The 19411-nt window shown below is 48.1% G+C and carries 14 protein-coding genes; 4 read left to right on the forward strand and 10 right to left on the reverse strand.

Translation table 11 applies throughout. From position 1 onward, the window contains the following. Positions 1-50: 50 nt before the first annotated feature. The 4 genes from QUA47_RS31050 to QUA47_RS19950 all read right to left on the reverse strand — a co-directional run bounded on the left by QUA47_RS31050 (position 51) and on the right by QUA47_RS19950 (position 3376). Complete coding sequence (locus QUA47_RS31050) at positions 51-212, reverse strand: DUF4926 domain-containing protein (protein ID WP_445302528.1); 162 nt, start codon at positions 210-212, stop codon at positions 51-53. After that, positions 196-519, reverse strand: a complete 324-nt coding sequence (locus tag QUA47_RS19940) for a DUF2442 domain-containing protein (protein WP_333432031.1) — start codon at positions 517-519, stop codon at positions 196-198. The genes QUA47_RS31050 and QUA47_RS19940 overlap by 17 nt, the downstream gene beginning before the upstream one ends. Before the next feature lie 14 nt (positions 520-533). Next, complete coding sequence (locus tag QUA47_RS19945) at positions 534-782, reverse strand: DUF4160 domain-containing protein (RefSeq protein WP_106332426.1); 249 nt, start codon at positions 780-782, stop codon at positions 534-536. Between the two features lie 71 nt (positions 783-853). After that, entirely contained in the window at positions 854-3376 is a 2523-nt protein-coding gene (locus QUA47_RS19950; RefSeq protein ID WP_333432032.1) for an EAL domain-containing protein, read from the reverse strand. A 302-nt stretch (positions 3377-3678) separates the two neighbouring features. Between QUA47_RS19950 and dapB the strand changes: the two genes are divergently transcribed. Beyond that, the gene (gene dapB / locus QUA47_RS19955; RefSeq protein ID WP_333432061.1) at positions 3679-4506 is read left to right on the forward strand and encodes a 4-hydroxy-tetrahydrodipicolinate reductase; all 828 of its coding nucleotides are present in this window, start codon (positions 3679-3681) and stop codon (positions 4504-4506) included. 182 nt (positions 4507-4688) lie between these two features. Continuing rightward, positions 4689-5399, forward strand: coding sequence for a phosphate ABC transporter permease (locus tag QUA47_RS19960; RefSeq protein WP_333432033.1), 711 nt, complete (start codon positions 4689-4691; stop codon positions 5397-5399). A 131-nt stretch (positions 5400-5530) separates the two neighbouring features. On the opposite strand, the gene QUA47_RS19965 is transcribed toward QUA47_RS19960, so the two are convergent. The 5 genes from QUA47_RS19965 to QUA47_RS19985 form a co-directional block, all read right to left on the reverse strand. Next, on the reverse strand, positions 5531-5995 hold the full coding sequence (locus QUA47_RS19965; protein ID WP_333432034.1) for a GNAT family N-acetyltransferase: 465 nt from the start codon (positions 5993-5995) through the stop codon (positions 5531-5533). Between the two features lie 314 nt (positions 5996-6309). Continuing rightward, positions 6310-6933, reverse strand: a complete 624-nt coding sequence (locus QUA47_RS19970) for a precorrin-8X methylmutase (protein ID WP_190660590.1) — start codon at positions 6931-6933, stop codon at positions 6310-6312. A 149-nt stretch (positions 6934-7082) separates the two neighbouring features. Beyond that, positions 7083-7889 (reverse strand): TPM domain-containing protein, encoded by an 807-nt coding sequence (locus QUA47_RS19975; protein ID WP_333432035.1) that lies wholly within the window; start codon positions 7887-7889, stop codon positions 7083-7085. Positions 7890-8180: 291 nt separating this feature from the next. Continuing rightward, positions 8181-13652 carry a WD40 domain-containing protein gene (locus QUA47_RS19980; RefSeq protein ID WP_333432036.1) on the reverse strand — a complete coding sequence of 1824 codons (5472 nt, stop codon included), beginning with the start codon at positions 13650-13652 and terminating at the stop codon, positions 8181-8183. Between the two features lie 683 nt (positions 13653-14335). Next, on the reverse strand, positions 14336-15667 hold the full coding sequence (locus QUA47_RS19985; RefSeq protein WP_333432037.1) for a P-loop NTPase fold protein: 1332 nt from the start codon (positions 15665-15667) through the stop codon (positions 14336-14338). A 336-nt stretch (positions 15668-16003) separates the two neighbouring features. On the opposite strand from QUA47_RS19985, the gene QUA47_RS19990 reads away from it, so the two are divergent. Both QUA47_RS19990 and ftsZ read left to right on the forward strand, forming a co-directional pair. After that, entirely contained in the window at positions 16004-16906 is a 903-nt protein-coding gene (locus QUA47_RS19990) for an FtsQ-type POTRA domain-containing protein (RefSeq protein ID WP_333432038.1), read from the forward strand. Between the two features lie 306 nt (positions 16907-17212). Then, the gene (gene ftsZ, locus QUA47_RS19995; RefSeq protein WP_333027130.1) at positions 17213-18487 is read left to right on the forward strand and encodes a cell division protein FtsZ; all 1275 of its coding nucleotides are present in this window, start codon (positions 17213-17215) and stop codon (positions 18485-18487) included. Between the two features lie 120 nt (positions 18488-18607). Here the strand turns inward: ftsZ and QUA47_RS20000 are convergent, their stop codons facing one another. Continuing rightward, positions 18608-19387, reverse strand: a complete 780-nt coding sequence (locus tag QUA47_RS20000) for an MBL fold metallo-hydrolase (RefSeq protein ID WP_333432039.1) — start codon at positions 19385-19387, stop codon at positions 18608-18610. Positions 19388-19411 lie beyond the last annotated feature (24 nt).

Below are 19411 nucleotides of genomic sequence, written 5' to 3' on the forward strand. Positions count from 1 at the left end.
CTTTTAGGCGCTTTTGGTCTTCGGGTGTCATTTTTTTCCCTCATCTTTTTTCACAGTTTTACTAGCTTTTTCATTTTCGCGCTTTTTTCATATATTTGCAAAAGTGAGATGCACCCATCATAACAATCTACAATTGCCCCTCTAACACCTAGGTGCAAATTAGATTCAGGGAATGTTACTAACAATTCGACTACATCAAATAATTCTGGCACGATCGTGCTTACCTCCTAACGAATGATGAAGAGATTCAATGTATCGCTCAATTTCCTCATCCGTGCAACTAATTCCATTCTGCCAAAGTTCATATTCACTGATATCGATATCTTCATTCCAAACCAGTGCATAACCACCAGGTTCAATTTTAAAATTTCTGAAAAATCCAGGATTGCGTAACGTCGCAAACATCGGATTGTCTAATAACTTAGAGATGTCGTATTTCTTGATTTCAAGATTTGTAAATTTGACCATCAAGGTGCGATCGTCAATAGCTTTAGCAGAAACAATGCGCTCAGGTTTCATAAAAAAAATCACAGTTATTTTAAGGGCGGAAGTTTACTAAATTCTTGGCTATTCCACATATCCAGCAGTTCTTTCTGGTACAACGTAGCCCATTCTATAACCAGCTTTTGGGCCCGATTCGGTAAATCTCCTTCAATAATCTCTAAAGATTCAATGCCGATCAAAGCATTGTACTCACCGTAAACTGCGTGAAAATGAGGAGGTGGGTGATCCCCAAAGAAAATTTTGATGATTATTCCGTAAAATCGTGCAACTTCTGGCATAAAGCTTTTCTAAACGACGATATGAAGATTATTGTATATAACCACGAAGAAGAATGACCAATAACTCATCACTACCACTGCGGCTCAGAAGCCATCAAAGCAGTCGCAGCCTCGCTCGGTAACGGCTTAGCAAAAAAATAACCCTGACCGTATTCGCAGCCGATCGACCTCAACTTAGCTAATTGTGCCGCCGTCTCCACACCCTCAGCAATCACATCCATGCCCAAAGCGTGAGCCAGCGCCACAATCGTCCGCACGATCGCCACATTCTCCCCCTCGCTTTCGAGCTCCATCCGCCCCACAAACGACTTATCAACCTTCAAAGTATCCGTAGGAAACCGACTCAAATAACTCAACGACGAATAACCCGTGCCAAAATCATCAATTCCCAACTTGACATTTAACGCTTTCATCTGCTTCAAAACCGCGATCGCCGACTCCACATCATCCATCACCACACTCTCAGTAATCTCCAACTTCAAACTCTCCGGACTCAAACCAGTTGTTTCCAAAATCACCTGAATACGATCGACCAAATCCGGCTGGGCAAACTGCTTTCCCGACAAATTTACACTCATAATCAAAGGTTGATCGAAATCAAACATTCCCTCCCAAAGCCCCAACTGCCGGCAAGCCTCCTCCAACACCCACTCACCCAGCGGCACAATTGCCCCCGTTTCCTCAGCCACCGGAATAAACTTCATGGGCGGAATCAAACCCCGCAGCGGGTGTTGCCAACGCACCAAAGCCTCAAACCCAATAATCCTCCCGCTTGCCAAAGATACAAACGGCTGGTAGTGCAGCAAAAACTCCTGACGCTTGAGGGCCATCCGCAAATCAGTTTCCAACTGCAACCTCTCCACCGCCAAAGCGTGCATCGAAGCATTAAACACCTGATACCTTCCCGTTCCCAAAGCCTTCGCCCGGTACATCGCCGTGTGGGCATCCCGTAGCAAGTGTTCGGGCTGTTCCCTGACAGTAGCAGCGGGTTCGCCCCCCAGCGCAATTCCGATGCTCGCAGTGACAAACACCTCCTGCCCCTTCAACTCAAAAGGCACAATTAAAGCTTGGTGAATTCGAGCGGCCAAATCCACAGCACTGTCAACATCAATATTCCTCACCAAAATCGCAAAATCGTCGCCCCCCACCCGCGCCACAGTATCCCCGGGGCCAATAATCGCCCTCAACCGCAGCACCACCGCCATCAGCAGTTCATCCCCCACCAAATGACCCAAAGAATCATTAATCACCTTAAACCTGTCTAAATCCAGAAACAGCACCGCAAACAGATAGCTGCGGCGGCCCCTAGTATTGGCGATCGCCCGCCCCAGGCAATCCACGAACAAATCCCGGTTGGGCAAACCCGTCAGAGAATCGTGAAAAGCATCGTAAAGCTTCCTGTAAGCGCTGACACCCACACCAGTCACCACCAAACCCAAAGTCGGCGACACTAACGGTACCCACCCACCCCCAGTAAAAATCCCATAACTAATCCCCAACAGTCCGATCAATCCCGCACCCCCAGCCAATCCCGCCCTCGCAGGATGGTGAATCCGCCAAGCCAAAACCCCGCCAACCATCGCCCAAGCACCGTTCCACAAAATTTCCGCCCATTCCGGCCACACCCAAAAGAGCGCTCGCCCATCCAAAACCGCGCTCAATATTTGGCTGAGCATTTGCGCGTGCAGCAGCACCCCCGGCATTTTCGGACTTTGCTTTTTAACCGGGCTGTAGGGCGTCAGAAACACGTCTCTGCTACTCGGTGCCGTCGTCCCGATCAACACAATCTTGTCCTTAACCCAGCTTGGGTCAATTTCTCCCTTCAATACCTGCCGGATACTGACTTGTCGCGCCACCTCCTTCCCAGACCGGTATTTGAGCAGAATTTGGTAGCCTTTGGCGTCGAGATTTGCATAGCCCCCGCTGTTAGCAGTTAAAGGCAGAAATTCTGCCTTTCCCCAGTTGATTTGGTGGGGATGAACAGGGCTATTTTCCGGCTGCACTCTGTCTTTGAGATACAACAAAGCCACTTGCACAGAAAAAGAGAAAGCAGTATTCTTCTGTGCTTGGGAGACGGAAAGCAAATTGCGGCGCACAACGCCATCAGGATCGAGCACGAAGTCGTTAAAACCGAGCCGAGCGGGCGGTATCCCCGGGGGCGCAGGCACTCCCGGACTTTCTGAATCGTTCAATTTATAGATCGCCACCACATTCGGTGCTTTCAGCGCGGCCAGCAATTCTTCGTGTCCCGGCGCTTGAGGCAAATCCCGGTACAAATCCAAACCGATGACTTTTGGCTGATACTTTTGCAGTTTTGCCAAGGTTTGAGCGATCGCGCCGTCGGAAATCGGAAATCTCCCCAAAGCTTGAATATCGGCCTCAGAAATTCCCACTACCAGCAGTCGCGGATCGGGGCCGGAATCTGGCTGCAAGCGCACTAACGAGTCAAAACTCCCCAATTCCAAGCTTTGCAGGCCTCCCAACTGCCGAACTCCCATACTCAGCAGAGTTACAGTCGCGCCCGCAAGCATTGCAGGCAAAATCCTGACGCGTCGGTTTTGATAACTCAGGTTGAGACCAGTTGCGACAGACATGACATATCGAAGATTTCGAGAGAATTTGGCAGTCACAGAAAAAATATGTCGGTGCAAATTAGCTTTGCACAAGTCTGTTCTTACAGAATTGAGCTTAATATGAGATTGAATGTAATTTTTTCAGAACTTGTGCCACAACCGAGTTTCTTTAAGCTAATTACTCGATTTGGCAAAGTATTTCTCGAATGGGAACCGGGTTTTTGAAGATTTGCCGACAACTCCTGTCTTTCATTCCTTGTTTCCCCAAATTCGTACAAGCGTTAAAATTTAGTCGATCAAACTTTCAGGATATTTTTGAGATGATGGCGAATCAACTTCCGATTCCGGTGATTGTTAACGGTGCTGCAGGCAAAATGGGCCGCGAAGTAATTAAGGCGATCGCCCATGCTAGTGACATGACCTTATTTGGGGCTGTAGACCGCTCTCCTGAGTGCCTCAACGCCGATGCCGGCGAATTAGCCGGATGCGGCCCGTTAGAAGTTCCCATCACAGACGACTTGCAAGGAATGCTGGTATTAGCAGCTCAGGAAAAGCAGTTAGGGGTGATGGTAGATTTTACGCACCCTTCGTCTGTTTATGAAAACGTGCGATCGGCCATAGCTTACGGAGTTCGCCCAGTAGTCGGCACTACCGGATTGAGCAGCAAGCAAATTGAAAACTTAGCTGAATTCGCTGATAAAGCTAGCACTGGGTGTTTGATCGTACCCAATTTCTCGATCGGCATGGTTTTGCTCCAACAAGCCGCCGTCACGGCATCTCAGTATTTTGAACACGTAGAGATTATCGAGCTGCACCACAATCAAAAAGCCGACGCCCCCAGCGGTACGGCAATTCAAACTGCCCAAATGCTAGCAGAAATGGGAAAAACTTTCAATCCGCCAGAAGTTGAGGAAACCGAAAAATTAGCCGGAGCGCGAGGTTCAGTGGCGGATGAAGGGATTCGCATTCACAGCATCCGTTTACCCGGTTTAATTGCCCACCAAGAGGTAATTTTTGGCGGCGCCGGTCAAGTCTATACTTTACGACACGATACGAGCGATCGCGCTTGTTATATGCCAGGAGTCTTGCTGTCTATACGCAAAGTCCTTGAATTGCAATCGCTCGTTTACGGCCTGGAAAAAATCTTGTAGTCATTAATCATTAGTCATTAGTCATTAGTAAGGTGGAATTAATCTAACTTCTAACTTTTGACTTCTAACTTATGATTTTTGACTTCAACATCAATCCGTTAAATCTGTTAAATCCCTTAATCTAATCCGCTTCCGAACAGACAGCCGTTGCATCCCGTACATTGCTCGTTGCCGAACTTCCTATGCTAATTCCCTTAACCCGTGAAACATTTCAAGAACTAATTCCCGCCGTCGCCACAGGAGCGCAATACAAATATATCTGGGGAAAACCGCCCGATTTTTTGAGGCGAATGTTAATCTCTGCAGTCAGCGTAGTTTTCCTCCTGGTAGTTTACAACTTCGCCGGTTCCGATGTCGGGCCGCTAGTTTTAATCACCGGATTGATAGCTGGTTTGTACTGGCTGTGGGGGCCTATTTTGTGGGCGAGTTTGCGGAATGCAGAATGCCGCAAATATAAATACTGCGGTTTTTGGCAAGGACGAGTTTTGGATATATATATTACAGATGAAATCACCAGTCAAGAAGAAACAGTCAATCAAAAAGGACAACTCGTAATAGTTGACAACCTAGAACCGCGCATCAACTTGGAAGTTGGCGACAAAACCGGATTTACTACTACACTTCGAGCTCCATTGCGGAAAGATCACCAAGGAATTGCCCCCGGCCAAGCTGCTTTAATGTTAATTATGTCAAATCAAGAAGATTTAGGCAGAATTGCCAAAGTTTCAGATATTTATATTCCCAGCCGTGACGTGTGGGTGAGCGACTATCCTTATCTGCGTAGGGATTTGTTTGTAGAAATGAGCCAGCAAATTAAAAAAGGCAGAAAAAAAGACCGCGATCGCACTAATCAAAGCAGAGATGTAAAAAGGCGATCGCCCGCTGATTATTAATAAATAAGCGCCACTTGTAAGAGCGATGGCAAGTTAAACCCGGGCAAAAACTTAATTTCTGGAGATGTCTAATAATAGTTAAGCGTCATTGCGAGATTTTCAAGAAATATACCAATTTAGAGAAATCCCTCCTAGAGCTTTTTCGTCATAAACACGCTATTCGGGTCATCAATGTATTCCGCGAAGGGGCCTCGGTACTTGAACCCATACCGTATATACAAGGCTCGTGCGGGGGCGAACTCAGGCAAAGCCCCTGTTTCCAAATTCAGGCAATCGTAAGCACGCCGTTCGGCTTCTTTGATGATGTGTTCAAGAATCTTCGAGGCGATACCTTTACGGCGGTGAGTCTTGGCGGTACGCATTGATTTGACTTCACCACTTCTTGAATCTAGTTCTTTCAGTGCTCCGCATCCGAGTAATTCATCACCCTCCCAAGCCGTCCAGAAAGTAATATCGGGCGATCGCAATGCTTCTAAATCAAGAGCATGAATGCTTCCAGGTGGTGTAATCTCATTCATATTTTCGAGATGTTCGCACAGAAAGTCAGCGATCTTTCTACCTCTGAGGTCATCTTCGCGAATTTGCAATCGACTCATTTCCTTAATTTGCTAGAGAATTCTACTCTATCAAGACTTACGAACTCCCACAAAAAAACCGGGTTTAGACTTCGCTCAATCAGCAGGTTTTTTACCGAATCTGTGGCTGCAACCTGTGTATTTTCGCCCATCAAACCCGGTTTCTGGACTCTCATGCGTCCAGGACGATCTATGATGGTTCACAGAATCCCGCGTTATAAAAAGTAACTTAATTTGTTCACAAAATTCGGAAAAAACCTATTGTGAAAGTAGAGGGTGCCGAAAGCGGGATCTAAAATCTAAAATCCCAGGACTCATGACAATTAACTTATCGATCAACTGTTCCCCTCTTGGCCGTAAGCTTGCCAAGCCAAATCCACCAGCCCGTTAACAATAGCCACAGCTACCACCGCAGAGCCCTTGCGGCCCTCAATCCGAATGTGAGGAATCATCGAATCGTGCAGCCGGGACTTAGCCACGTCCACCCCTACAAACCCAGAAGGCGTCCCAATCACCAAAGCCGGCCGAATTTCCTCAGATTCAATCAAATCTACGATCGCCGACAAAGCAGTTTGAGCCTGGCCCACCACAAAAATCCCCTCAGGATAGCGTTTTGCCAAAGTTTCAATCCCCCAAGCCGCCCGCGTCCTTTCCTTTTGGGGGCGCGTCAAAGCCTCCATCGAACAGTAAACCGGATTCGCAAAGGTATTTTGAATTAGGGGCGTAATGCCCACCTGCACCATCGGCACATCTACCACGATCGTAGTCCGAGCAGCCAAAGCTGCCGCCCCAGCCTGCAAAGCCTGATCGGAAAAACTAATTAAAGACTTGTACTCAAAATCAGCAGTCGCATAAATCACGCGGCGGACTATTTCGTACTCCGCCGCTGAAAAACCGTGGTCGCCAATTTCGTTATCGATTAATCCCAGACTCTGGGCATCGCTTACGTGCCATTCCATTTGTTGGATAGCTGTCGCCTGTGAGTTGTCAGGTATCAGCTTACCAGCTTTTAGTCATTTGTTGACTGTTGACTGTTGACTGTTGACTGATAACTGATGACTGCTTACTGTTGACTGGCAACTGCCAACTGACAACTGCCAACTGACAACTAAGTTTCCGACGACGGAGAAGATTTGCCCAGCACCGGAGTCAGGAATGCCACCAAAGCTCCGATCGCAAAACCCGCCACATTCCGAACCACAGGCAACCAGTCAGAAGTCCGAGTCACCACCGGCCCAAGTCCGAAAGCAAAAAACAGAATGCCCCACAGCGGCGAAAAAATCAGCGCCCACTGCCAAGCCACAACCTGTCCCGGCTTCCGAGGCTGAGCCGCAAACCCGCAGATGACGCCGCCAACCACCGACGTAATTAACGTCAGAACCCACTGTTCCCTCGGCAAACCGGGAACCACGCGGCATCCGCCCTGACGCAAACAGCCTTCTATAGACTCCAAAGATTCAATAATCGCTCGATCTTCGCCATTGTCCCGCACAAAAAATTGATTACCGTAGCGGGTTTGCAGTTCCACCCAAAAAGTGCGCGGCAGCAGTGGATACAGCGAGTCGCCCACATTAAAATTGAGCAAATTGCCCCCTCGGGGGTCAGCAACTAGCAACACACTCTTGTCATCTAGCCCCCAATAACTTTTGACAGCCAAACCGGGCGTGCGATCGTACTGAGTCAGCACTCGCAATTTCCAGCCGGTTTCGGTTTCAAAGGCGTTTAAATTTTTTGCCAAACTTTCTTCTTCAATATCCGTAAGGGCTTTAGCTAAATCAATGATCGGCGTCTGAGTTGACGGCAATAAATCTGGATTATTGAAAGCGTGGGCTACTGGTGCGATCGCCCACACGGACAAAGCCAGAAAAAATGCGGCAACAGAGGCTAGAAATTTTCGCGGGAAAAGCTGTGACATAGGAACTTATAATCCGGTTCTTAATTGTGAATGCTAGCTGGCGGTCTTAACCAGAGGATAAGAGAAAACTCATATTTCTTTACAATTATTTACTTTACAGGAAGCCGAGACCAAGGGGAAGAGGAAAATAGTTTTGAGTTTTGAGTTTTGATACCACACCCGGGCTTTTTAGCCGCTTGATTCTTGAGTCCCTCTCAGTTAAGACTTAGTTTGACTTTATGCGGCGCTTAAAACCGCTGCATAGAGTCAAGGGGATTTCTAGGAGGGACACTCAAGAAATTACCCATTACCTTAAAATTGAGATTTTGCCCCAACCCCCTCACAGAGACGCCGATCGCGATGGCTCACATTAGGATTAGTTCTCAGATAATCTCCCACCCAGTCACAGCCCCTCACCAGCAAATCGTCAAGATCCAAATTCCACAAAATCACCCGATTATCCCGGCCCGCAGAAGCCAGAACCTTCCCATCCGGGCTAAAACTCACACTCATCACGCTATCCTTGTGACCCGTCAAAGTTTTCAGCAAAGTCCCGCTGCGACTCCACAACTTCACCTTATGGTCATAACTGCCCGAAGCAACCAACAAACCATCCGGGCTAAAACCCACGCTAGTCACGCTGTCGCTAGAACCCTTCAGCAGCGTCGCCACCAAAGTCCCGTCTACCTTCCACAGCTTCACGGAATTGTCGTAACCAGCCGAAGCCAGCATTTTGCCATCAGGGCTAAAAGCAACCCCCAACACAAAACTGTTGTGAGCTCCTTCAAAAGTTCTTAGCAAACGACCATCCCGATTCCAGAGTTTGAGAGTACCGTCATCGCTTGCAGAAGCCAGCATCGAGCCGTCGGGACTGAAAGTCACCCCAGTCACCCAGCCTGTGTGTCCCGTCAAAGTCTTAATCAGCCTGCCGTTTCTAGTCCAGAGTTTCACAGTCTTATCCTTGCTCCCGGAAGCCAGAATCTCGCTGTTGGGGCTAAAACTCACGCTCATCACGCTGTCGGCGTGGCCGTCGAGAGTGAACAGCACAGAAGGCGAACACGGGAATAGCGGAGCCGAAGGACAAGGGAGAATATTATTCATGCCATCTTCTGTCAAACTCCAGACTTTCACCGTTTTGTCGTAACTCCCAGAAGCAAGTAGCTGGCCGTCGGGGCTGAAACTGACGCTGGCGACTCTCTGAGTGTGTCCTTCCAAGGTTTCTAGCAAAACTCCCGTGCGGCTCCAGAGTTTGATAGTTTTGTCCGTAGAAGCAGAGGCCAGCCTTTGGCCGTCGGGGCTAAAAGTAACGCCTTGCACCCGGTTTTGGTGTCCGTCGAGAGTTTTGAGCGGCACGTCATCGAGTCGCCACAGCCTGACAGTTTTGTCAAAACTTGCCGAAGCCAAGGTTTTGCCTTCCGGGCTAAAACTCACCTGAGTAACTCGATCAGCGTGTCCCTCAAAAGTTCTCAGTAAGCGACTCTCTGGTTTAATGTTGCTAGCATCGGTTGGGCGCTTGTCGCCAACACCAGCAAGACTCCAGAGTTTGACAGTCCCGTCTGCACTTCCAGAAGCAAGTGTTTGACCGTCGGGGGAGAAACTGACACCAAATACCCACTTGCTGTGTCCCCGTAAAGTTGTTAGCAGTTCACCTTTTTTTGCTTGTCTTGAATTTTCTGTTGGTGGGTGTTTGAGTGCAGCGATGCTCCAGATTTTCACCGTTTTATCTTCACCCGCACTGGCGATCGTTTCACCATCGGGGGAGAAACTGACGGTGTAAATTTTCGAGGGTTGTCTGTTTTCGCTGTGCCACAAATTAGCGATTAACCTGCCGTCAGAACTCCACAGTTTCACAGTACCGTCATGGCTCGCCACAGCAATTATTTTGCCGTCGCGGCTGAAGCTTAACCAATTTACGGGAGCAAATTGTTCGATCGTTCTCAGCAGCGTGCCGTCGGTTTTCCAAAGTTTGATAGTTTTATCTGTAGAGCCACTGGCGATCGTTTGACCGTCAGGGCTAAAAGCAACGCTGGTAACGCTATTAGTATGCCCGTTGAAAGTTGCCAGCAAACTGCCGTCTGTTTGCCAAATTTTGACAGTTTTATCTAAACTTGCCGAGGCTATGGTTTTGTTGTCGGGACTGAACGTGACACAGGAGACGCTGTTAGTGTGGTCCTTTAAAGTGGCCAATAAACTGCCGTCGCGTCGCCAAAGTTTGACGGTTTTATCTACACTGGAAGAAGCTATTGTTTCGCCATCTGGACTGAAGCTAAGACCCCAAACTACATCGCCGTGTCCTTCCAAGCGGTTGCGTTCTTTGACTCCATAAACTGCCTGCTGGAGGGCAGCAGAAATCAGAATTTCGGTGTCTTTGAGAGTATACATTTGTTGGGAGTTTTCGATCTGTTTCCACTTTTTACCAGCTCTCAAACTTTCCATCATGGCGTCAAATTTGTTGTTTGAGAAATAAAGTGCTTCCGAAGCTGCTGTCAGGGTACTGATTTCGGCTCGCTGAGTTTGAGCGACAGCTAGCTGTTTTTGACCTACAGCCCGCCACCAAAAGTTGACGGCGGCGATGGTGGAACTGGTTAACAGCATGACGCCGATCACTGCTAATCCCAGGAGTTGTTTGAGAAAAGTATTGGCTTGGTAGAGCTGTGCTTGACTCATTTTTTTGTCTGCTTCTGCTTTGTGCAGTCTGGCTTCTAAGCCGAATCTTTGGCGGATAGGTCGCACTAAATAGTCGTGTACCAATTGATAGCGGTCTTCGGGCGCTTCCCGTAGCAGAAATAGCAAACCGTGACCAACTAAAATGTCTAAAATTAAGTCGAGGTTGTCGGTTTTCTTTTGTCGGCTTTCAGGGTCTTTTGCGAACTGTCGCTGTAGGGAAATTCTGTTTCTGCTGATCGCCGATAATTCGGTTTCGCGGGCATCTGCTGGCTGCGGACCTGTAACTAACGAGAGTTCGTGTTTGGTTTTTATCAGGCGAACGCCTCTTTCATCTGTCAGGGAAAACAAGATTTTCCAAGCTGCGTCTTCGTTAACCAGGCCACAGTCAGAGATGACTCTTTCGAGCGATCGTTTCACTAATTCCGCTTTGGGATTGTCCCCCAATTGCTGGTATTGGGCTAGACTGGTAATACCTTCTTCTTGCAGTTGCGCTCCTACTACCTGCAATTCGATCGGTCGCACTTCTTGCAGTTCGTCTGCTAAATCTTCTACGAAGGCATCGATCAGTGCCGGCTCTAAATAAAATTCCGCCCGTTCTGTTAAGTGTCCGATGACAGCCCGCGCGTCTTTGATAGAAAAACTCCGCAGTTGGTAGCGGATACTTTTGTCGAGAATATTATTGTTAATAGCGTCAAGATTTGGGAAGCGATCGCAATCTAGTAAGTAGTGCAAATAATCTTCCCGCAAGCAGAGAATTATCTTGACATAAGGCAAATTCAAAAACAAACCCAAAAAATTATAAAAAAGTTGTCTTTGTTCCACTGAAGTCGAAACAAAGAAAAACTCTTCAAATTGATCGAAAATCAACACAGTTAACAAATTATTTGTGCCATTTTCGCGCAACTGATCTATAATAAAAGAAGAGACTTCCGAGCTGCGAGCAGGAATAACCGAGCAACTTTTTTTGTGGATTCCCTGTAGTCCTTTCGATATTAATTTACTTTCCTCTTCGGCTTGTTTGTCGTACAGGGCGCTGTTCAAAGCATTTTCTAACTCTACCAGCCAGTCGGTGTAAACTTTGACTACTACGGGCAATGTATCCCGCGCCCCCGGAGTAATATTTTTTAAAGCTGGTACTAAGCCGGCATTGACTAGAGAACTTTTCCCGACTCCGCTGGGCCCATGAATAATAGTTAATTTATGGTCGTCCCTGCTAATTCTTTCTAGCAAGCTATTTATATCTGTTTGGCGCGAGTAAGCTGTCATGGACGCTGCGATGGCAGCTTGGTTTTGAGCTGAGGGACCTGAAGGATTGACCGCTTGGCGCTGCTGCTGCAATTGGCTGGCTCCGATAAAAGCTCTAAATCCGTATTGATATTCGATCGAACGCTGGGTTTTTTTAATCCGAAACGCTTTAAGATACTCTCCCTGCTCGAAATAAACCGCTTGCAGTTCCGTCAAAATATCGATGTAAAGTCGAGGGTCGTACTTTGGCTCGCTTTGAGATTGAGCCAACTCCAAAGAATGAACCGCCGCTTCCCACTGCCCTAGCTGTCGTAAACTTCGGGCTAAAAGTAAAAGATACGAACTCCTGTCGGATTTAGGATGTTGGATTTTAGATTTGGGTTCATTACTTAACTCGTTAGGGCCCACCAATTCTGGATAATTTCCCTCAAACCCCAATCTCAAATCTTCAATCAGCAATCTCAAATCATGAGGCGTTTGATCCAAAATCGCCAAAGCCAACTCGGCTAGCTGGCGGGCTTGACTCCACCTCGACTGTTGCAGGGCAACTTCAGCCAAAAAGCCGTAATCTTGAGCTAGTTGGCTGGGAGTACCGTAAGTGAAGTGCAACTGCAAAGAATTTTCAGCTAATGCTTGCAACTCTCCCCAAGCTTTCAGGCGCTGCAGCACTTCTCCGAGGTGTGCTGTCACCTCAGCTACCAATTCCGGGCGTGAGGCAAGGGAGAAAGCGTTTCTAGATTGTTCCAGGCTAATCCAAGCTTGTTCCCAGTGCTGGCGGTTGGCTACCGGGTTTCTGGCTGCTTGCAAGCGGTGACACAGGGCTATGTGAAACAGCACTATGCCTTCTCTCTCTAAAAATAAAATTTTGGGGACAGGATTCGACAAGGAGGAGAAGGTTTCTGGGTTTTCGGAATTTTCCAAGTTTGCCAGTTCCCAGTTGCCCGTTTTCTGCTGCCAAAATACTAAACTTTCTTGGTAGTGAATTAAGGCAGTTTCGGTTTGGTCGCTGACATAGTAATCTCGACCGAGAACGAATTGCAGGCTGGCTTTGAGCGCGGGTTCTAATTCTTCACCGCGATTTTGTAAATCTCTTAAAGCTAATTCTAGTTCTCGGCGTGGCAAAGAGCCGATCGCCAAATCGAAGGTATTGCCCGGACTCAATGGGGAATACGAGTGGACATCTGATTGTCGTCGGTTTTGGGGTCCTGAATTAAAAGTTAGAAAGCGTTCTCCAGGGCTGATTTCGCGCTCCAGGCCGCGTTTTTCGCACGGGGTTTCGCAGGTTTCACAATTAGCAATGGTGCTGACGTTGCTGCTGGCGACTTCTTGATTGAGTTCGCCTATTTTAAATATAGTATCGGCCCGCCTAGCGAGGAAATTAATTAATTCGTCAACACCCATTTCAAATTTAATTGTGGCGGCGGCCCAACTTTTGAAATCCGGGGCCAGACGAATCATTTTGGTCACGATGTCATCTGTTACCCACAAAATCACTGGGCAGGAAAAATTTTTGCGAAATTCGTCTCGCACTTGATTGGTAGAAGCCATCAGTTCGTCGATCGCTACTACTGTTTCTAAACCGAATACCATCAAAGCCGAGGCAGAAACCACAGGCGAGTACCCCTCCTGCAAAGTGCTTGCCTGCAGAGTAGTGTAAAGGGTTTTGACTGAAGCTGGCAGGACGAGATCTTGAATTGGAACTGGGGAGACTTCTCGCAGCCGCTCCGCTATTTGCTGCCGCAACTGCTCGTAGTTGCAACGCACCAAAATCAGCGAGAATTGCTGTTGAGACATTGTAATGGATCTGACCAGAGTTTTGAGCGATCGCTCGTTGTAGTTGGCAGTTTCTTGTACCTTAATTAGATCGGTCATGCGTGCACCTCTTTTGCATAAATCAATTACCTAACGCTCACCAATCGTGACTAAAAGCGTATCTACTTAGAGATAACCGTCTCTGTTTGAGGCTTTATCTCTGTAGAAACACGTAGTTTTCCGTACTTCTCCTTTTAATACTTACATAGTTATTAGATCCAATGTAAAGATATCATACCGCTCAATCTCAGAGAATGCTAGACTTCCCCGTCAAATTTTCAGCCCAGCTAAGATTTTCTTATTCCGCTCTATATAAATGACTGCATATCGTAAATAGCCAACCCCTAAATTTAAGATAATACCGACGAGTAGCTATTAGTAAACAACTGCGATATATCTGTAGCAGGCATTTAACACACCAGCAAAAAAAATTGTCGTCCGGGATGGGATTCTTTGAAATTAACAGCAACAGGTAAAAACAGACATAGGGGGTCTGGCATTGCAGATATGAGAGTTGAGAGTGGGGAACGTCCTTGGTGGCGGCAAAGTTTTACGCGACAATAACATTCACCGCATATAGCCAGCATTCAACAGAAATCAGCCAGCGGCGAAAACCGCTGACTGATTTTTGTATTGGATTGTTGGAGTGCGGAGTTTTGAGCGGTGAATTTTAAGTTAAATAGTTTCTATCTCCCTCATGGGTAAGGGTTATTAGAGTCGGGAAGCAATCTCAAAAATCCCAACTATTTTGGCTCAATGCCCTGCCGCCACTCCTTATATTTTCTGGTTTCTGCGAGGGCTGGATTGATGCCAAACCAGCGACCTTCTTGATCGCGGTATTCAAAGACAAACATACTTCGCAACAAGATTTGAGACTCTTCTTCGCCAGTTACACTTTGTCGGGTGACGACTTGAAACAGCAATTCCCATTCCATGTCATTGATGGCTCCCAAAAGGTCATCGCGATATTCTTGAATGACGCTTTCGAGGCATTCGCGAGAGAAGGGAGGGTCTTCGTGCTGCAAACAGCTATACAAAAGCATCAGTAGATTGCGAACGTGACCGCCACTAATCCGGCAAAGCCGATCTAAGGTTTCGGGAGAGTCAAACACCTGGGAAATCAAATCGATGCGTTGATGGGGAGCAACTTTCGGGAAAGCTCGAGCTAATACTAGCTGCCGCAGCAGTGCCATTCCTTCAATGTGGTCGTCCCCCGATCGCATTTGCACCGGTACCATCGGCATCACCTTGGGCTTGACTCCAAATCGACTGGCGAGGCGACCGAAGTCGTTGGAAAAAATCAAAGTCAGGGGAATCGTGTAGACAACATGGCAATTAAGTTTTTTCAACTGTTCGCCACGGTCTAAAAACAAGTATTCTGGCTGGGTGCGTCCGCTGGGTTTGAGGGAGGCATCGAGGCGATCGAGGTTGTCAACGATGACTGCGAGCCCTTTTTTGCCTTGCTGCTTAAGTTCAGCGTTAGCTTTGTTGAGGAGTTCTTCATTGATCGACTGCAAGATGCTGTTGGTGCGGGGCTCGAGATATTGCCTGAGTTGCGATCGCAGTTTGGGAGAGTCTTTAGTTTTAGCAGTAACTCTAGCAATGCCTACAGATAACTCGGCTTCCGCTGACAAATCTATGGGAGTCTGCAAAAATTCTGCCACTTCTGCAAACAGATTGGTAAAATAGCTCGGTCTGAGTTTGATTTTAGCGGATTCCATAGTTTCGCTGACTTGGCGCGCAATGCTCAGCAAAATATCGCTGATGTCTACATCACCCATGTCTAAGTCTTGGGAAGACTCGAAGTAGACGACGCAAAAACCCTCTTGCTCTAACTCAGCTTTTAGTCGAAACAATTCCGTAGATTTGCCACACCCGATATGTCCTGTAAATAGCTGACAGGTTGGCTCGTTGGGGGAGATGCGGGTAATGGTTCGCTGTAAAGATTCAATGATTTTGCCGCCACGCACGGACCCAAAATCAATGTAGTATTGATAATCTCCTGGGTCTCCGGCAACAAGGGTCTTGCTCGGGTTGCAGGCTTTATAGAATCTGTCTAATTCGAGTGCGATCACAATGGAAGCCGAATAAAAGTTAAAAAAGTTAATCGAAAGTCTAAACTTTCTTTAGTTGAGTTTAGTTTGATTTGTAACCTTTTGCCCTGTGGGGTAATGCCCTAAATACCCAAAGAACCTTGATCTGGTAAGGGGTTTTCCCGGCGCTGGAATTGGCAATTTTTAATTAATAATTTTTTATTACTTAGCGGACTCAGTGATATTACTGATATTGGCAGGAGTCTGGGTAAATTTGCGGGGATCTGGTTAAATGGTAGGGGAAAACAGGGTTCAAGAGAGAGATTCAACAGTTTTGAATTTGTGCTAATCCTTAATTACTATATTGTCAAGACGTAGATGGCTAGTTTTGGAGCGGTTTCTCAAACAGAGTTAGGGCGCAGGCGCCAAAAGTTGCGGCAGCAGAGGCGCGCTCGATTGGCGGCTGTTGTGTGGCAAATGCTGGCAGCGAGCGCAATGGCTGGAGGTTTGCTGTGGTGGATTGCTCAGCCGGCTTGGTTAATTGCCCGATCGGAACAAGTGAAGGTGGAGGGCAATCAGTGGCTGTCGGATAAGGCGGTGCGGTCTTTGGTGCCACTGTCTTACCCGCAGTCGCTGTGGGGGATTCAACCGCAGGCGCTGGCCGAAAAGCTGGAGTCCACGGGGCCGATCGCCAAAGCGAATGTGACTCGTAACTTGTTTCCCCCGAGTTTGACTATAGAAGTGGCAGAACGCCTGCCGGTGGCGGTGGCGCAGCCGACTGCGGTGTTGAAATCGAACAGTGAGAAGGAAAAAGTGGGGTGGCTGGACGCTCGCGGAGGTTGGATGCCGTCGGATAGTTATACTGCTGTACGATCGCAGAATAGTTCGATCGGGCCCGGCAGCATTCCGGGAACGCAGCCTCAGCGTTCTTTGCCGACTTTAAAAGTCATCGGGCCTTTGGAACAGTATCGCGCCTATTGGCCGAAGTTTTACCAAGGACTCAGCGGCTTGACGGTGAAAGTGTTTGAGATTAATTGGCAAAACCCGAACAACTTGATCTTGAAAACAGAGATCGGTACCGTACACTTAGGGCCCTACAGTTCCAAGACTGCAGAGCAACTTAAGGTTTTAGACCGAATGCGACAATTGCCAAAACAGCTCGATTCAAGCAAAATAGCCTACATTGACTTGAAAAATCCTGCTTCGCCGATCGTCCATTTGCCAGAACTCCCCCCCAGTTTGGAGAGTTCCACCCCCGCACCCACCCGCGCCCAGAATTGATTCTCTGTCAACAGAAGGTAGAAGGTGTCGATCGATAGGCAGGGCTTGCAATCAGCACAGTTTTTGGACAGCGCCCCACGTCAGGGGCTAGTATCCATTTTTTTTCCTTCTGCCTTGCTTACAACTGCCTTAATCCGGTCAAGTACCTGGATGGCGTCAAGCGAGGTCTGGGCTAGCGAGGTCGGCCAAATCCGAGATTGCTAACATTAAGCATCGACCAGTGTTAGTTTTTCGCGCAACTTAGCCTATAGTTGATTGTGAATTGGCGTTTAGTTAAAAAGCTGTAATCTACTATCCCCGACTCTAATGAAGCTTAATAATAGACAGGGGTCTGACCAAGACAGTCCCCCTTCGGAAGAAGTAAAAAATTTTCCGGTGGCTGCAGATTCCGCCAATCCCTTTAGACGCAAGTCTGGTTATGTAAATGTAGATAGTATTGATATCGATCCTATGGTCAATCCCAAAGACATAATGCCCAGCAGTGCTGCCAAAATCAAAGTAATTGGCGTCGGCGGCGGTGGGGGCAACGCCGTTAACCGGATGATTGCCAGCGAGGTTTCTGGTGTCGAGTTTTGGTGCGTGAATACAGATTCCCAAGCTCTGGTTCTCTCAAATGCTCCGAAACGCTTGCAAGTCGGACAGAAGTTGACGCGCGGTTTGGGCGCGGGGGGCAATCCGGCGATCGGTCAAAAGGCTGCGGAGGAATCTCGCGACGAGGTTGCTAATGCTTTGAATCACGCGGATTTGGTATTTATCACCGCCGGCATGGGCGGCGGTACGGGCACGGGCGCGGCTCCGATCGTGGCTGAGGTCGCTAAGGAAATGGGCGCCTTGACTGTGGGCATAGTGACGCGGCCTTTTACGTTTGAGGGACGGCGGCGCACCAGCCAAGCTGAAGAAGGGATTGCGGCTTTGCAAACCCGGGTGGATACGCTGATCGTAATTCCTAACGACAAGCTGCTGTCTGTGATTTCGGAACAAATGCCGGTACAAGAGGCTTTTCGAGTTGCTGACGATATCCTGCGCCAAGGGGTTCAGGGTATTTCTGACATTATTACTATTCCCGGTTTGGTGAATGTTGACTTTGCTGACGTGCGGGCAGTAATGGCTGATGCGGGTTCGGCTTTGATGGGCATCGGCGTGGGTTCTGGCAAGTCGCGGGCTAGGGAGGCTGCGATGCAGGCTATTTCTTCGCCTCTGCTGGAAGCTTCCTCTATTGAGGGCGCTAGAGGTGTGGTGTTTAACATCACTGGCGGTACTGACATGACGCTGCACGAGGTGAATGCGGCGGCTGAGACGATTTACGAGGTTGTCGATCCGAATGCCAATATTATTTTTGGAGCGGTGATTGACGAGCGGCTTCAGGGCGAAATTAAGATTACTGTGATCGCTACTGGTTTTTCGGGGGAAGTTCCGTCGCCTCCGGCTCCGGGGCGGACGCAAAATGTTAATGCTCCTTGGCGGGCTGCAACTGTGCCGACGACTCCTGCTCAACAGACGCCCGATCCGAAAGCGAAACCGCCGCAGGATTTGGGATTGGATATTCCTGAGTTTTTGCGTAACCGTCGCCCGCCAAGATGATTTTAGATTTTCGATTTTAGATTTTAGATTTGGGATTTGGGATTTTGGATTGAATCTCCAATCTCCAATCTCCAATCTCCAATCTCCAATCTAGAAAATCGAAAATCTCCAATCGAAAATCTAAAATCGAAAATCTAAAATTTCTAGGGTTTGGCCTGGTTCGGGTTCGAGGAGTTGGGTGGAGAGGCCGGATTTTGCTAGTAAATCGCGAAATTCGGGGATGCTACCGACCGATCGCACTAACATTGGTAAAATGCCTGTGGCTCGGATGTCTCCCGCCGCTGTAGGCAGGAAAAACCGAGGTTTGAGAGTTTGGGCGAGGCGGAGGGCTTGCGAAGGGCCGATGATGACTTGTCCGAGGAATGGGAAGATTTGACCGATGACTGGGGCGATGGCTACGTCTACTGTGTCTATTTTCTGTTTGACTTTTTCTAATGGTGGCAGGTGCGGTTCGTAATAAAGTGTCTCGCCGCTGCTTAAATCTTTGAGCAAATAGCCGTTTTCTTGTTGTCCCGGCCCGATTTCGGCTCCGGGTACGGCAGTAATTTGTAACTTTTCTTTAAAATTTAACTCTTGCCAATTTGCTAAAGATGTGATATTAGTGTAGCCTAAACTGCTGAGGACTTTGGCGGCGGTGGGTGAGGCGATCGCGGGAATTGTGCGATCGAGCTGTTCGAGTGTTTGTTTGTGACAGTGGTCGTCTAATCCTTGGGAAATTAGGATGAGGTCGATCGGCGGTAAGGTGCTGGGAGTGAAGGCGACGGGCGTGTTATGGTAGGCGGTGAACAGCCAGGGTTGACCGTAAAATACGAGGGGATCGACCAGCCAGGGATCGACAAGGATTGTTTGGCCTGCGATGTGGAAGATCCAAGAGTTGAGGTCGATTCGGGTGAGTTTCACAGTTATTTGCAATAATTCTTTACA

The organism is Microcoleus sp. MON2_D5, assembly GCF_036701905.1.
Taxonomy (GTDB): Bacteria; Cyanobacteriota; Cyanobacteriia; order Cyanobacteriales; family Microcoleaceae; genus Microcoleus.

Coding starts and splice junctions, on each gene's coding strand:
- QUA47_RS19940 (WP_333432031.1), bottom strand. CDS start 519: ATGAAACCTGAGCGCATTGTTTCTGCTAAAGCTATTGACGATCGCACC.
- QUA47_RS19945 (WP_106332426.1), bottom strand. CDS start 782: ATGCCAGAAGTTGCACGATTTTACGGAATAATCATCAAAATTTTCTTT.
- QUA47_RS19950 (WP_333432032.1), bottom strand. CDS start 3,376: ATGTCTGTCGCAACTGGTCTCAACCTGAGTTATCAAAACCGACGCGTC.
- dapB (WP_333432061.1), top strand. CDS start 3,679: ATGGCGAATCAACTTCCGATTCCGGTGATTGTTAACGGTGCTGCAGGC.
- QUA47_RS19960 (WP_333432033.1), top strand. CDS start 4,689: ATGCTAATTCCCTTAACCCGTGAAACATTTCAAGAACTAATTCCCGCC.
- QUA47_RS19965 (WP_333432034.1), bottom strand. CDS start 5,995: ATGAGTCGATTGCAAATTCGCGAAGATGACCTCAGAGGTAGAAAGATC.
- QUA47_RS19970 (WP_190660590.1), bottom strand. CDS start 6,933: ATGGAATGGCACGTAAGCGATGCCCAGAGTCTGGGATTAATCGATAAC.
- QUA47_RS19975 (WP_333432035.1), bottom strand. CDS start 7,889: ATGTCACAGCTTTTCCCGCGAAAATTTCTAGCCTCTGTTGCCGCATTT.
- QUA47_RS19980 (WP_333432036.1), bottom strand. CDS start 13,652: ATGACCGATCTAATTAAGGTACAAGAAACTGCCAACTACAACGAGCGA.
- QUA47_RS19990 (WP_333432038.1), top strand. CDS start 16,004: ATGGCTAGTTTTGGAGCGGTTTCTCAAACAGAGTTAGGGCGCAGGCGC.
- ftsZ (WP_333027130.1), top strand. CDS start 17,213: ATGAAGCTTAATAATAGACAGGGGTCTGACCAAGACAGTCCCCCTTCG.